Origin of the sequence: Mesoflavibacter zeaxanthinifaciens DSM 18436 (genome assembly GCF_000422365.1) — a bacterium.
Lineage (GTDB): Bacteria > Bacteroidota > Bacteroidia > Flavobacteriales > Flavobacteriaceae > Mesoflavibacter > Mesoflavibacter zeaxanthinifaciens.
Genome location: NZ_AULQ01000011.1, coordinates 1 through 15039, shown reverse-complemented (window position 1 = coordinate 15039; position 15039 = coordinate 1). Strand labels below are relative to the sequence as shown.

Genomic DNA, 15039 nt, shown 5'->3' with positions numbered 1-15039 from the left:
TTGTAAGCACATATTAAACAGAATGTATCATGACTAGACAACTATTATTACACTTTATTTTCTTTATTTCTCACACAATCATAGCCCAAACAGATGAAGCTTTAGGAGCAACACCAATTTTAGAGTCACTTACATATGAGTGTGAAAATGAACAAACCGGAGACTTTTATGGTTTTACAAAATCATCAGAATTTACTACTTGTCCTAGTTCAGATTATGATAATTGGGTAGATTCTTGGTACAGTTTTACGCCAACACAAACACAAGATTATGCAATAAAAATTGAAGAATTATCAGGTAATACCTTAAATGTTCGAATAGGTGTATATTCTGGTTCTGTTGGTAATTTAACAAGCATGACAGGTTGTTCTACTAGATATTTTAGTGCAACTTTAGTAATGGGGCAAACCTATTATATAAATACAAGAGGCGCAAACGAATCTACAGAGTATAGATTATGTGTTTATCCATTTCCTGATGCACCATCAAATGATGAGCCTTCAACTGCTGATGAATTATCAAATTCTACATATGAAGTTTGTCAAAGTGCAGCTTTGGGTTATACAACTAATGCAACACATAGTAATGAAGCAGAGTGTAGTAATTCTAATCCAGATGTATGGTATACTTTTACTGCACCAGAAACTGGCGAATATACATTTAAGGCAGATTTAGTAAATGGCTCTACACCTTTGTACTTAGCAATTTATAGTGGTACTCCAGGTTTTTTAAATCCTTTTCAAGAGAGTCCAACATCTCCATTAATTCAATGTCAAGATATAATCTTAGCAGACTTAGTTGCAAATCAGACTTATTATGTAAGTGTAACATCTTCAAATTCATCACAAGCAATATATTTTAACCTTTGTGCTTACAAATCTCCAGAAGCACCATCAAATGATGATTGCTTTAACCCTATACCATTAACAATAGGGCAAGATTTTGAAAATAGTTATATAGTAGCAACGACTACATCTGCTACAGTAAATTCAGGCAACACTAACTTTCCAAATTGCGGGACACTACCAGACTTTGGTATATACGGAAAAGATGTTTGGTTTTCTGTTGTTGTACCACCATCAGGTAACTTTACTATTGAAACAAGAGCAGAACCAACAGAAACAAATTTAAGTGATACAGCTATGGAAGCTTTTACAGGCTCTTGTGGTACAGAAACTTTACAGCCTTATTATTACAATATACCACCACCTAACACTGGTACAGCTTATTGTAATAACCAATTTGTAATTGGTGGTGATCCATTTGCAGGTATATTATTTACTAATAAAACTCCAGGAGAAACAGTTTTAATTAGAGTTTGGGGATGGGCTTATCAATTTGGAAAGTTTAGAATAGGAGCTTATGATGCAACTTTAAGTACAACAGAGTTTGATCTAAATAATTTTAAATATTATCCAAATCCAGTAAATGATGTTATAAACATAAAATACAATAAAAATATTACAAATGTAACAGTGTACAATTTACTAGGTAAAGCAGTTTTAAAAGAAGAGACGGATAGTCAATTAGTTAAAGCAGATTTATCTAATCTACAATCAGGTTTTTACATTATTAATGTTACTTCTGGAGAGCAATCTACAAAGTTTAAAATAATAAAAAAATAATCCCTTAACTTTCTAATAGTTAATATCTAAAGCACTTTTGCAGTTTTTTGTAAAAGTGTTTTTTTATATCATATTCTAAAAATAACGCTAAGTTACTGTTGCTTATTTTTTTTGAAAACGAATACCTGTTTTAAAGCCACAATATGTTAGAAAAATAATAAACAGAGTTTGAAAGGTTAAAATTAGATAAGAAATTGTATTAAAAGTGTTAGTTTTAAGTTTCGCCTCCAATTCAATTTGTTTGATATCGATTCCTGAACTTAACGGAGGATAAATACTCCAACCAGAATTTTGTTGTGTAATGCTTTCTATAATAACGCCTAATTTGTTAAAAATAATTATTAGTAAAAATAAAGAAAGCATTAAAATTACATTAGAAGTTATATTATTAAAACGGTTTTTAATTGTGCGTATTAGATAAATGCAAAACAGGATTAAATTTCCTATTAAAAGGGCAATAAGATATTTAGGAATAACAAAGTATGTGTCGTATATATTAAGATTAAAAGCAGATATTTTATTTAGCTTAGTAAAATGAAAAATCATATAGTTAAAGATGAAAGCTAAAATCAATGATCCAATTAACCATAAAACTTCCTTTTTACTCATAATTTTAATTAGTTTGTAATTAATACACAAATAGATTTTAGTAAATGCTTTTTTAATGAGACACAAGCTTAAGTCCTATAATTGAAGCAATTAGAGTAGTAATAAAAAACAACCGCCAAAAGGTAGCAGGTTCTTTAAAAATTACAACTCCAACCAGAACAGTTCCAACAGCTCCAATTCCTGTCCAAACCGCATATGCTGTACCAATAGGTATTTGTTGAGTTGCTTTTACAAGAAGAAACATGCTAATACTAAGACAAATCAAAAAACCTATATACCAAAAAGTAGTTTCGTTACCAGTAGATTCTTTCGCTCTACCTAAACAAGTAGCAAAAGCAACTTCAAAAAGTCCTGCAATAATTAATAGTAACCACTTCATCTTTATTAATTTCTTTTAATTAAAATATCAAATTTAGTTATTTGATCTGTTCGATCTATCTATTTAAAGGTATAATTAAAAAGTTGAATAAGTTTGAAATATAACTTAAGATTAATATTGTATATTTTAGTAGAAGTAATTAGTAGTAGATCCTGAGGTTGTCAAATTTGCCGTATTTGCGGTTATACATTGTTGGCAGATTGTTATTTTCTTTTCCTTTTAACTCCACTCCAAATAATTCCTAGTGAAACTAAAATTAAGGCAAAATTCTCAATATTAATTTTTTTATCTGTCAATGATTTGTAAATAGTTCCAATCACACACAAGATTGACATAATTACTGCAAAGTAATATCCTTGTTTAGATTCGAAAAACGACCTTTTTCTTTCTATTTGCCCTTTATTATATTTCAATAGTTTTGAGTCAATATTTTGGCATAAATTCACGAATTGCTCAGAATTGCAAAAATTATCATTTGAGCTTATTCGTAAGGTATTTCCATTTTTGAACTTAAATTTTATTCCAGCTCCTTTTATCCAATGAATTTTATAATATTCTAAATCATTAAAATTAACATTTTTATTATTCCATTCCAACTGATTTGATTTTAATTCAAAATCTGAGATTTTTACTATAAACTTCTTTTTTAAGATATAGAAATAAATTTCAGCAAGAACAAAAGCTAAGATTCCTTTTATTAGACCAAAACTCATAACTCTATTCAACACGAAAATTATTACAGAAAAGATGGCTACTGTTGAACTAAGTAAGAATAGTAATTCAAATGGGTTTGTATATTCAACATTTTTGTATTTCCGCATCGTTTTGTGTAATGTTTGCCAACGGTTTCGGCTATGAGTAGTTGCGTGGTTTAGCGATTAACTTTGCAAGTACGCACCAAGCTGAAAATCCGCGAGGATTTTCAGAAGTAGGCGAGAACAATCAATTACTTATAGCCAATGTTGGCAACAGTTATTTTATTTTTTAATTAGTTTTTTTGTAATCGAATAATTATTAGATTTTACATTGATAAAATAAACACCAGAGTTAATTGAATTTGACAAGTCATTCAATTCTATATTTTGAGATGAATAGTTTTTTTGATTTTTATAAACAGTTTGGCCTAGTGTGTTTGTAATAGATATATTCAGATATTCGTCTTCAAATCTTTTAGGAAGATTTAAATAAATCTTTTCATTAAATGGATTTGGATAAACCAAAAGTTCATCTTTATTATAACCTTCAGCACTTGTTTCGTTATTTACAACAACATTAATTTCAATAAATAATGATTCTCCACATTCATTTATTTTTTTAGCTTTAAGGGTATGTGTTCCTTCGGTATCCCATAAAACTTTCACTTTATAATAACTAGTATTATTATCTATTATTAATGTTCCGCCACTTTCTAATATCCATTCTGTTGTTGAAAATAAATCAACAGGAATAATATATTCTTCTTCTGTATTAATTAAAGTGTTATCGTTTCCAAATATCAATTCAGGTTTAGACGGTATATATGTTTTTAAATTTTGAATAAAATTATACTCCCATAAGAAAATGTTATTCTCATCTTCTACGTAAATATTTGGATAAGAACTATTATAATCAGCCCAAAACCGTTGAGACCAAGTTAATCCGTTATCATGAGAAATATATAGATTTCCGCTGTTATCAAGTATCATAAAAGAATCATCATCAATTGCTTTTATTTTATTGATAGAATATGAAATATTTCTTTCAATAAGGTTTTGGTTGGGAATATCATATATGAAAATTTTACCTCCAGAATATGCAGGGTAAAAATATATTTTATTTAAGTTACTATAATCAAATCTATCATATTGAAGATTGTGTGGATATCCAGAAATCTGTGCCACAAAATCCCAACTTACACCTCCATCATTTGTCTTATAAACAATAGGTTCAGAACTCGTAGAACTCCCATATAAGATAAAATTGTTTTCATCTATAAATTGATACTGTCTTGTTGTCACATCACTAGGTGTTGGGATTAAATTCCAAGTTAGACCTTTATCTGTCGAATGGTATATATTTCCAAACCCAAAAATATATAAATCACTTACTGATACTTGGGTAAGGTTAATTACAGAATAATTTGTGTCTGCTGGCAAATCGGTAATATTTAAAATAGGACCATCTGTCCAAGTTAGTCCTTTGTCAAAAGATTCTGATATTATATAACCTTCACTATAATTGTTTGGATTGGAATACCTCCAATAACTGATGTAATCGCCTTCCGCATATAAAGTAAAGCCAACAACATCATCCGTTTCATAAACTTTTTTCCAACTAGAACCTTTGTCTTGAGAAATTAAGATTGATGAATGCGTAAAATTACCTCCACTAACAACTGAATATATATACTCATTTTCATTAATCTTTTTAAAATATCTAGCACTATTAGAATATCCTTCTCTCGGCGAACCACTATCAAGTTGAGTCCAACTAGCTCCACCATCTGTAGTCTTAAATATGAATCTTCCCATATTAGGCGACCCTTGTTCTTTTTTGCCTACAGCAAATCCAACATTGTCATTTATAAAATATATATCGGTTAAAAAACCATCTTGGTTGATATTAGCACTTTCTTCAGTATCACTATTTATATTAACTTTTTTAATTCCATTTACAACATAACTTGAGTAATACAAGTAGTTATTGTTTATTGTAAATGCTCCTGTAGTCCATTCAACGTAATAACTTGTTTGTGTCCAAGAATTCCCACCATCAACAGTTTTATAAATAGAACTACCTCCACTTAAATACCCAGTTTGAGAATCAATGAATTGTAATTTTTTTATGTATGAGTTTGATGGATTATTTTGGTATTCCCATGTCTCACCACCATCAGTAGTTTTATAAAATGTATTACCTCCCCAAACATAACCAATGTTTTCATCTAGAAATAAAATATCTTTAGGACTAAAATCACCATAATCAATTGAGGAAATGTTGGATGTCACTTTTAACCAAGAATTTCCACCATCAGTTGTTTTGTATAAAAAAGCTGTATCATTAACTAAATAATCGTCTATTCCGACTAAATAACCTTTGTCACTGTCAATGAAATCAACTCCTGTAAAATTTTCTAGACCTGTAATTCCTATTCTTCTTTCCCAATCTATTCCATTGTTTTCAGTGAAAAGAATAATTCCATCTGCACCAAAAACAAATGCTTTGTTAGAATCAATTAACTCGACATCATTTAATGGGTTATAATAAAAACCTTGGTAATGTGGCAGTTTATATGTTTCCCATGATACTCCTCCATTATTGGTTGTCAGTAATGAAGAACCTCCAATAACAAATCCATTGTTTTCGTCCCAAAATCTAACATCCGAAAGGGCACTTAACTTATTTTCAATGTATTGTCCACATTGAGAATATGAGTTGTAAAAAATTAAAAATGTGATAATAACTGGTATTACTTTTTTCATTTACACTGTTTGTTTTAATTGTTGCCAACCACTGTGTATAGCGTAGTAAGGCGCGCCTCACGGAGAGCTATAATTGCACCTCATTCGTTATACACGGTTATGTGTGTAGTTACGTGATGAGTTTTCGTAGACTCGATAAATATACGATTAAAAAGTCGAGGTGCAATTAACAGTGGACGATGGTATGTAATTAGTAGAAGGGAAGCGTTTGTGAAACGCAATTCTACGAGCCTTAGGTAAATATATACCATCGGTTTTGGCTATGGTTTCGTTACGGAATGGTACGCGAGTATCATTCCGTCGTAACCATAAATTTAGAAAAAAGGCTTGAAATTCCGATTAGGAATTTCAGCCGTAATGAACTATAGCCGTTGTTGTACACCATTTTTATTTCGTTTCTTTTAAATAGTAATTCAAAGTATCCAATAGTTTTTCTCCTCTTAAATTCTTTGCAATTATTTTTCCTTTTTTATCTATTAAAAATGAGGTTGGGTAACCGGACACATTGTAACTTTCTTTGAATTTATCTGAGTCTGCATCCAAAACTTGAGGCCAATTTATTTCGTATTTCTCAATTGCACTTTTTAGCTTTTCTTTTGTATCGAATACAGCAACTCCTAAAAATTCAACATCATTTCTATCTGTTTCATCATAAGCCTTTTTTAAATTAGGAATTTCATTGATACAAGGTGCGCACCAAGTTCCCCAGAATTCTAGGTATAAAAGTTTATCTTTAAAATTATCTAACTTTAAAGAATCGTTTGAGTCAAGTTTTTTAACTGTAAATGGTTTTGCATTAAATCCAATTCTTGATGGATATAAAATAGTATCCTTTGGCATTTCAAGTAGTCGAAGTTCGTTTGAGTTTATATCAACACCAAGATTTTTATAAAGGTCATTATTTATTTTGATAAATTCGTTTAAACCGACAATTTCTGTATTCTCATCATCGATTGCAATTATACTTTTATCATCGTAGGTGAGATTTGAAAACCCGTTGCTCACTAGGATTTTATTTTCTTGATAAGTGGTTTCTGCGATTTGTGGGAAATTATAAATTAAGTCTCCGTCGCTTGTTGAAAGAACTAAAATCTTTATTTCTTTTTCCTTGATTCCACTATTAGTACTTATTTGTGCAACTACTGATTTAGACTTTTCAATTAGCTTTTGATAATCTAATTCAAATGCTCTTGGTGTTGGTTTTAGGATTTCTTCATCGGAAAAGTCATTATCATAGTTTGTGTCAATAATGTATTCAAGTTCGTCATTTTGATTTGTTCCGATTGCTACGTGGACAAAACAATTAATAGGCTTTTCAGACAATTTTCTTTTGTTTAAATCAATTTTCCAAGATGCTTTTAAGTCATTGAAGAATTCATCACTTAAATATCCTTGTTTGTAATTTTGATAAGCAAATTGATGACTATCAAACCATACTTGAGTTACATTTGATTTAGTCCAATTTTTTGGTATTCCAGTTGTTTTAATTTCGGTATTTCCCCAAATTCCTTTTTCAGTTAGTGGTGTCCAATCCAAAAATCCAAATCGCTTTTCAAAAGGTCCGTAACCTTGAATCTCTGTAAGTTTTAAATTAATTAAATCGCATTGTTTAGATTCTTCTTGACAAGCAAATAGGTTAATTAAAACAAGTAGGATTGTAAGTTTTTTCATAGGTTTTCTTAAATGGTGTACAACGGTTTTGGCTATGATTTCGTTGCGGAAAAATCCGCAGGATTCTTTCCGCCGTAGCCGAAAGATAATAAATAAGCGTTGAATTCCGATTAGGAATTCAACCGCAATGAATTATAGCCATTGTTGTAACACGTTTTTATTTATTCATTTGCTCTTCAAGCTCTCCTTTTTCGTAAGCTTTATAATATTTTTTTGTCTTTGAATTCATTGGAACATTATTTTCTTTGTCTCCAATAAATTCTAGTAAGATTTTTGCTCCTCCAAGTTGAACTTCTTTTACATCTTCTTGTTCGCTATATTTCTGTCCGTCTTTTGGTTTGCACTCCAAAATTCGGTTGTGATTTATTTTTTGGTCTAATCCGTAATTTATCATTGCAACAACATAAAGAAATTGTTGTTTGTTTTCGTTCGTTAAAGCGTCGTAGAATTTTCCAAAAGTTGGTATTCCCATTCCGATATCTTTATTCATCCAAAATCCAACAATTTGAGCGGCTGATTTAAATTCAGTTCCATTTGGATAAACTGGATTTGAAAAAATATATTGACTTGCATCGAAAATCAGATTTTCATAGTCTTCATATTTAGGATTTTCGACTTCTTTCATTTTTGCCAAAGACACAGAGAAAAGTTCGTTTGATGATGACGGAAATGTAAATGAAGTCCAAAGTCTTGATTTTACGATTTTGTCATTAAATTTTCCAGGTCTAAATTCGATTGAATTAATGGCTTCTTTTATGATTTCGTTTGTCTGTTCTGACTTTGGATACGAACTTACAGTAATATTTTCAGACTCCGAATTCTCCGTTACAGTCAAATAAACATAAACATTGCCCTTAAATTTAATTTCTGATGGAAGTTTAGGGTAAATGAAGTTTCTCAAATTTTGTTCGGAACAGGCAATTTGTTCTTTTTCCGAAAGTCCAGAATCACAATCGTTTTCAAATGGTAATTCTGTTAATACTGCATAATGATAAATTCCCTCTTTTTCTTGTTTAAAAGGCTTTACTTTATATCCTCTTTCAGCTTTTTTGTCTGCATCTAAAAAATGTCCTTTCGGTATTTGTCCAATTCCAATGAATGGAATTAGAAGTAAAAAAGTCAGAATGTTTAATTTGTTTTTCTTCATTTTGTTGATTTGGTCAAATGTGTTACAACGGTTTTGTGTAAGCTTCAGTAACGGGAAAGTGCGCGAGTACTTTCCGCTGACGCACCTAATTTAGCAAAACGAGTTGAATTTCCTATTAGGAAATTCAGCCGTTATTGCGCTTACACGTTGTTGTAGGCAGTTATTTATTCAGTTTCTTTTTTGCTTTTCGAGTCAATCAGTTCAATTAATTTATTCAGCGACGATTTAATTTTGTCCGATTCAGCTTTCTTTAACATCAATTCCGCTTTGTTTTTCATTCCGCTGTAATTTGCGTCTGGATAAAGTTCAATCAAGGCTGGAAAGTATTTGTCAATTCCATCTGCAAGTTTATCTTTTCCACTTTCTGTAAATGCTTTTTCGTTATTTATCTCGTCCAAATAAATTAAGTAGTTACTTATTAAGGTCTTAACGTTTGAATTAATGTTATTCTTAACTCTTGACGAATTTGGGTCGTCCGCATTTTCTTTGATTTGGTCATTCCCTAATTTAAAATATTTTAGCTGAAGTCCTAAACCAAAATGCCAAACTGCAAGCATTTCTTTGTCATATAAATACTGGTCTTTTCTATCGAGCGCATCGTAGATATTATTCATATTTTTCCACTCATTAAAAAATTTTTCAGCTACTTCGTTTCTATGTTTTAGTCCTAATTCATTGTCATCAAGTACAATATTGAAATTTTGTTGGTCAGTTAGCTTTTCTACGATTATTCTCGTTTCTGGGTCGTCAAAAGTCGGCAGTTTTTCATCAGCTTCGTATCCATAATTTAATTCTAAAACTGCATCATCGTAGTCATTTAAGTCCCTATAACGTTTGTCAAGTGGGAATTTGTGTTTTTCTGTATTACAACTTGTTATAATTAAGCTAATTAAAGCTATAAGGATAATTCTAATTTTTGTCATTAAATTCTATTTTTGGTTTTTTATATTCAGTCAGTAAATTTAGTAAACTATCAACTTCTTTTTCATATCTCTTTTGTTCGCTCAAAACGTAACTATGAAAAGTGTCGTAGTCGTATTGTCTCTGAAATTTTCTTTCGTCTTGTTCAGCTTGCCGAATTATTCCCTCGATTTTTTTATCGTCAAACCTATTTAGTTTTGATATTTTCTCTTTTGCTTTTCTTGCGAATAATTCGGTTATTTTAATATGATACTTTTCGTGTGTTAGCAATTCCTTACTATTTGTATTCTTTTTGTAAACAAATGAGCTTGAAGGATAGAAAAGTGATTGAACAGTTACTGAATTATCCTCAATTTCGCTGTCTATTGATGTAACTACATATGCAAACCTTTCATTCCCATAAAGTGATTTTTTGAAGAACTCAAGTCCTCTGAAATTATCAAAGGTAATTTGGTCATATTTGTCAAAAGTCAAAGGTTTTTCGTAATTCAAATAGTTAGTATGACTTAAAATTCCAAATCCGATTATTACTGGAATAATTATCATAACACTATACTTCAAGAACTTTTTAAACTTTTTCAGCCGAATTTTATTCCCTTCCTTATTTTCTTTTATAGCGAGGTATAAATGATAAAATACTGGTGAAAAATAGACCAAAAAGATTAGAGTTATTACTAAATATTCGTTCATTCAATTAGTATTTCCGAAATTAAATTGTTTTTGTAAGTTCCAATAGAATAATATTTTCCGCTTTTTTTATTTAATAATTCAGGATATATATTTTCCTTTGATTTTAGAATCTTAAAATTAATTTCTGATTTATCTTTTAAAATAATTGTCATTCCATAAAACTTTTCAATTCCACCAAAGTTTTGATTATAAAATTCATTTTGTTTTAAAGAATTTACAATAAATTCAATTTCTTTTTTGTTTTCAATTTTGTAAAGTGAATTTGGAATTGGTTCATTATTGTTTTCTGTAAAACTTATATTAAATATATTTATTTCTTTTACACTTTCAGTTTCCAAGTTTTTCAACTTTTCATAAACGCTAATATTTTCAAGTAAATTCGGGCCTAAAAAAGTGAAAAAACCAAAAAAAAATGCAAGTGGAATAAATATTATTAAAGTCCATTTTGGTATCCCTTTTTTAAAAATTGAATATCCAATTACTAAAAATATTAAAAGAAAAATTCCTCTTGGAATAAAATAACTATAATAGATACTATTCATTAATTTTCTTTTTTTTCATAATTTTTAGTTACAGTTTGGTGCTTACTGCCAACGTGTTTGTATATGGTTTGTTGCGTGGTTTAGCACGTAATTTAGCAAATAAAAACCGAATAGAAAATCCGCGAGGATTTTCGTAAGTAGGCTAGTACTAGCAATGGATTATATACGGTGTTGCCAACCGTTATTTTTCTATTCAAATGTTATTTTATAAGTCATAGGTTCCATTTTAAAATCATTTTCGTTTTCAAAATTCGGTTGTTTAATTCTCAATATTTTTGGCTTTTCTGAACTTAATTCAGAAACGCAGTATAAATAATAATTTGGATATTCTTTTGACTTTCTAAATTCGTTTCGAGATAGAAAGAAACTTTTGTTCGATTTGTTAGTCGAAATAGCCTTGACTTCAATTTGTTTCTGTGTTCCATCAATTTCAAACGAAATAATGTCAAAACCAAGTTTCGGATTATTAGCAACTGAACGAACTTTTTCGGCTAAATCTGGATAATCAGTTCTTAAAAACTCTATTTCGCTCTTCAAAACAATTTCTTCGGCTAAATTTCCGATTTCCATTTGTTTTTCAAGTTGTTTTATATAATCAATTTCGGTTTCAGGTTCTACCAAAGTTTCCAAGTCAATTGTTTTTCTCGGTTGGTAATTTGGCAATTCAGGTTTTTTCTTTTCGGCAGTTTTTTTAGATTGAATTCTTACTTCTGTATTTTCTTTAGATTTCTCAAATTGAAAACCATAAATCCATAAAAATGAATGAGCGTCAAGCAATTCAATTCCGCTAAACTTTGTTTTAAGATAGTTTTGAAATTGTTTAATTATTCCAACAAATTCTTGATAATTCTCCCAAGATGAATTATGACTTGTTTTTAAGTCGATATTTAAAGAACTAAAAATTAAATCAAATCTCGTTTGTGAAATCGGAAGATATTTTTGAGAGTTTTTAATAAAGAATAAATATGCAATTAATTGATATGAAAATCCCAATTCTGAAAATTGGTCAAAAGCCTTTTCGTCTTTGATTTTACTTTTAAAAAACTCAAAAAGTAATTTTTCGTTTTTTTGATTCGCTTTTAGTTTACTAAAATTGTCCTTTTTTCTTCAATCAATTAAATTGTTTTGATGAGTTTCATAATTGTAAATGACATTTGTCTGAATTGAATCTTTTACTGATTTTAAAATTCTGCCATTTCCAATTTCATTCTCTTTCCAAGTTTTGGTTAAAAGTCTGTTTTTTGCTTGTTCTAAAACTGCGTATTTGTAGTTTTCGTGTTCATTTATAAAATTGTTTGTTTTAAATTCAACGAGTTTTTCAGTCGTGTCTTTTTCCACAATATTTTTGAATTCAGTTAAAGCGTATTCAAAAGTTTTCTCGTTAATTTCAATCATTCAGAGCGTAATTTTTTAATGGTTGGCAACGGTTTTGTGTATGGCTCGTTGCGGAAAATCAGTTATGATTTTCCGCCGTAACCCAAAGATAGCAAATTGCAATGAATTCCGATTAGGAATTCAGCCGCAATGAGCTATACACGTTGTTGTAGCACGTTTTTTATTCTATTCGGTTAAACATATTTTTTTCATTAAACTCATCAATAATTTCTTCACAAATTGCATTCAGTTTGACTAATTGAAGTTCGTTGTTTGATTTGTAATTCAAATTCGGTTTATCCTTTTCTGTTGTTAAATCGTAAGTATCAAAATGATTAGTGAATTCGGTTGACTCAGTAAAAAACCAAAAGTATCTTAAAGGTTGATGAGTTCGAGAGGAAATACTTTTGTAAACTAATCTGTCTTTTCCTAAACTGTCAGGTGTTAATTGATATGATTTTACTTTTTCGGATTTTATCTTTTCGTAGTTCTTTTTATAAAGTTTGATTGGTTTTGAATCGGGCAACTTTAATGAATTAAATCGTCCGCAATTATCAAACTTTTTTACATAGCTGTCTTTTCCATCTTTCCAAAACGCGTACATTGTAAAGTAAATTCCATTAGGATTACAAGAATTTGGGTCACTCAAATCCACAATATATGCAGTTCCGTATGTAATCCGTTTTAATACAAAAAAATCCGTTATATTTTTTTCGTTCAGTTCCGCTTTAAATTCCGAAATGAGCGATTCCGTTGGGTCAATCTTTTCTTGTCCAAAGGTCAGATTAAAAATCAGAAGCAATATGATTATTATAGATTTCTGCATTTTGTTCAAATGTGCTACAACGGTTTTGTGTATCGCTCGTTGCGGAAAATCAGCTATGATTTTCCGACGGAACCGAAAGATAGCAAATTGCAATGAATTCCGATTAGGAATTCAGCCGCAATGAGCTATAAACGTTGTTGTAGCACGTATTATTTATTCTATTTTTGATTCCCAATCGTTGTAATAAATCCATTCAACATCTCCAACTTTGGTTATTCTTCGATTCGGTTCTCCCCAATCTAATCCAGTGTACAAGCCTTTTTCGTCACAACTCTCAATCAGCTTTATTTTGAGATAAAAGTCAGACTCTCTTTTTTCAAGTAAAATTCCTTTGGCTATACATTTTCCAGATTCGGCTAATTCTTTTTGTTCTTTTGAAATGTATTCTCTCAAATACTTAAAGTTTAATGTATCGTTCACTTTAAATTTCTCAAATTCTTTAGAATATTCTTTTCGTTGCCTTTCGTTTACTTTTTTCCAATATTCTTGATAAAATTCTGCTTGTTTTTCAAGTTCAATAGGTTTGTTATTTAGTTTTCTATGAAATGAAGTAAAAATAACCGCAGACATATCTTCTGGATGATAAATTCCTTTTTCACTAAGAAATTCAACTAATTTTCCCTCACGTTTCCATAATCCCCAACCATTTCTGATATTCATTCCAAAACCTCTGTGAAGAGAAATTGTTGCTGATTCTTCTTCTGTATTTTTAAATGTTTCTAAATCTTCTTTTGACCAATTACATTCAAAAAAAGCAAAAGCATCTTCTAAATCTATTGGTATATATTTTTCGGTATATTTTTCACAATCTGATTGGGAATATCCAATTGTGACAATCAGAAAGAATGATATTTTCAGGATTTTTTTCATATGTGCTACAACGGTCTCGTATAACCGTCAGTTACGGGATTAAAGTTAATGATTTTCGGTTAAGAACTGGCGTTAGCAATTCCGAGTGGATTCGGACGCAGTCGAATCTGCCGTAATTGCGGTTATACATTGTTGGCAGTAGTATTCTTACTATAATTCAAATTTTATTATTCTATAATCAGGTTTTCATTTCTAAGTTTGACACTCTTTTTAAATTCATTAAAATACTCAGAATTAAATCTAGGCCTCATTCTTATTGATTTTTCAGTGTTATGTTTGTCTGTGTAATATATTCTCCAAATACTTTGGTCATTAACTTCAATGTTTGTTTTCTTAAATTTTTTAATTTGCTCCAGTTTTATTTTCTTTTCATTATTTTTTTCTTTAATAAACAAATAGTTTTGGTCATATTCTAAGATTTTCATTCTGTCAAAATATAAATAAATTGAAGAGAAAATAGAAACCATTAGGATGAGTAACAATGTAATAAAAATATCAAAGCCATTTTCGAAGTAGATATTAAAACTCATAAAGAGTAAAATTCCTAAACATATAAGAATGAAATATTTTTTAATTTTATTACTCGCTGAAATTCTTTTTCTCATTTTTTTATTACTGCCAACGTTAGCGTATAAATTTCAGTTGCGGAAAATCGGTACGATTTTCCGATTAAGACTGAAAGATAGAAAATTGCAATGAATTTCCGTAGGAAATTCAGCCGCAATTGAATTTATACATTGTTGGTTGCAGTTATATTTCAGTTTTTTGAGATTCACTCAGCGTTTTGTTTTGCGTTTTGCTATTCAATTCCACGTTTTGATTCAGCAATTTTGGAATTCGATAGAGTAGAAGTGATCAATTCACGTTTTTTAATTCCGCACGAGTTGGTTTCAGCGCACAGTTCCGTTTTACATTTTCAATTCA

The 15039-nt window shown here is 29.8% G+C and carries 15 protein-coding genes; 1 reads left to right on the top strand and 14 read right to left on the bottom strand.

The features are described 5' to 3' along the window. Window positions 1-29: 29 nt before the first annotated feature. Window positions 30-1625 (top strand): T9SS type A sorting domain-containing protein, encoded by a 1596-nt coding sequence (locus tag H574_RS0110800; protein ID WP_027880592.1) that lies wholly within the window; start codon window positions 30-32, stop codon window positions 1623-1625. 102 nt (window positions 1626-1727) lie between these two features. On the opposite strand, the gene H574_RS0110795 is transcribed toward H574_RS0110800, so the two are convergent. The 14 genes from H574_RS0110795 to H574_RS0110725 all read right to left on the bottom strand — a co-directional run bounded on the left by H574_RS0110795 (window position 1728) and on the right by H574_RS0110725 (window position 14720). Continuing rightward, window positions 1728-2234: a hypothetical protein gene (locus tag H574_RS0110795; protein ID WP_027880591.1), complete on the bottom strand. Its 507-nt coding sequence runs from the start codon at window positions 2232-2234 to the stop codon at window positions 1728-1730. 52 nt (window positions 2235-2286) lie between these two features. Then, on the bottom strand, window positions 2287-2613 hold the full coding sequence (locus tag H574_RS0110790; protein ID WP_027880590.1) for a DMT family transporter: 327 nt from the start codon (window positions 2611-2613) through the stop codon (window positions 2287-2289). A 203-nt stretch (window positions 2614-2816) separates the two neighbouring features. Beyond that, the gene (locus tag H574_RS0110785) at window positions 2817-3434 is read right to left on the bottom strand and encodes a hypothetical protein (protein ID WP_027880589.1); all 618 of its coding nucleotides are present in this window, start codon (window positions 3432-3434) and stop codon (window positions 2817-2819) included. Window positions 3435-3590: 156 nt separating this feature from the next. Further along, window positions 3591-6074, bottom strand: coding sequence for a T9SS type A sorting domain-containing protein (locus tag H574_RS0110775; protein ID WP_027880588.1), 2484 nt, complete (start codon window positions 6072-6074; stop codon window positions 3591-3593). A 387-nt stretch (window positions 6075-6461) separates the two neighbouring features. Further along, window positions 6462-7745, bottom strand: coding sequence for a TlpA family protein disulfide reductase (locus H574_RS14455; RefSeq protein ID WP_051169879.1), 1284 nt, complete (start codon window positions 7743-7745; stop codon window positions 6462-6464). Between the two features lie 157 nt (window positions 7746-7902). Next, on the bottom strand, window positions 7903-8892 hold the full coding sequence (locus H574_RS0110765; RefSeq protein ID WP_027880587.1) for a hypothetical protein: 990 nt from the start codon (window positions 8890-8892) through the stop codon (window positions 7903-7905). Window positions 8893-9056: 164 nt separating this feature from the next. Next, window positions 9057-9815: a hypothetical protein gene (locus tag H574_RS0110760; protein WP_027880586.1), complete on the bottom strand. Its 759-nt coding sequence runs from the start codon at window positions 9813-9815 to the stop codon at window positions 9057-9059. Beyond that, entirely contained in the window at window positions 9802-10503 is a 702-nt protein-coding gene (locus H574_RS0110755) for a hypothetical protein (RefSeq protein ID WP_027880585.1), read from the bottom strand. Before H574_RS0110755 ends, H574_RS0110760 begins: the two co-directional genes overlap by 14 nt. Further along, the gene (locus H574_RS0110750) at window positions 10500-11045 is read right to left on the bottom strand and encodes a hypothetical protein (RefSeq protein ID WP_027880584.1); all 546 of its coding nucleotides are present in this window, start codon (window positions 11043-11045) and stop codon (window positions 10500-10502) included. The genes H574_RS0110755 and H574_RS0110750 overlap by 4 nt, the downstream gene beginning before the upstream one ends. A 189-nt stretch (window positions 11046-11234) precedes the next feature. Further along, window positions 11235-12038 carry a protein NO VEIN domain-containing protein gene (locus tag H574_RS0110745; RefSeq protein ID WP_027880583.1) on the bottom strand — a complete coding sequence of 268 codons (804 nt, stop codon included), beginning with the start codon at window positions 12036-12038 and terminating at the stop codon, window positions 11235-11237. A gap of 114 nt (window positions 12039-12152) precedes the next feature. Then, window positions 12153-12440 (bottom strand): hypothetical protein, encoded by a 288-nt coding sequence (locus H574_RS0110740; protein WP_027880582.1) that lies wholly within the window; start codon window positions 12438-12440, stop codon window positions 12153-12155. A 160-nt stretch (window positions 12441-12600) separates the two neighbouring features. Next, window positions 12601-13245: a hypothetical protein gene (locus tag H574_RS0110735; RefSeq protein ID WP_027880581.1), complete on the bottom strand. Its 645-nt coding sequence runs from the start codon at window positions 13243-13245 to the stop codon at window positions 12601-12603. Between the two features lie 153 nt (window positions 13246-13398). Continuing rightward, complete coding sequence (locus tag H574_RS14165; protein WP_036227576.1) at window positions 13399-14115, bottom strand: DUF6794 domain-containing protein; 717 nt, start codon at window positions 14113-14115, stop codon at window positions 13399-13401. A gap of 167 nt (window positions 14116-14282) precedes the next feature. Next, window positions 14283-14720 (bottom strand): hypothetical protein, encoded by a 438-nt coding sequence (locus H574_RS0110725; RefSeq protein ID WP_027880580.1) that lies wholly within the window; start codon window positions 14718-14720, stop codon window positions 14283-14285. Between the last annotated feature and the right edge of the window lie 319 nt (window positions 14721-15039).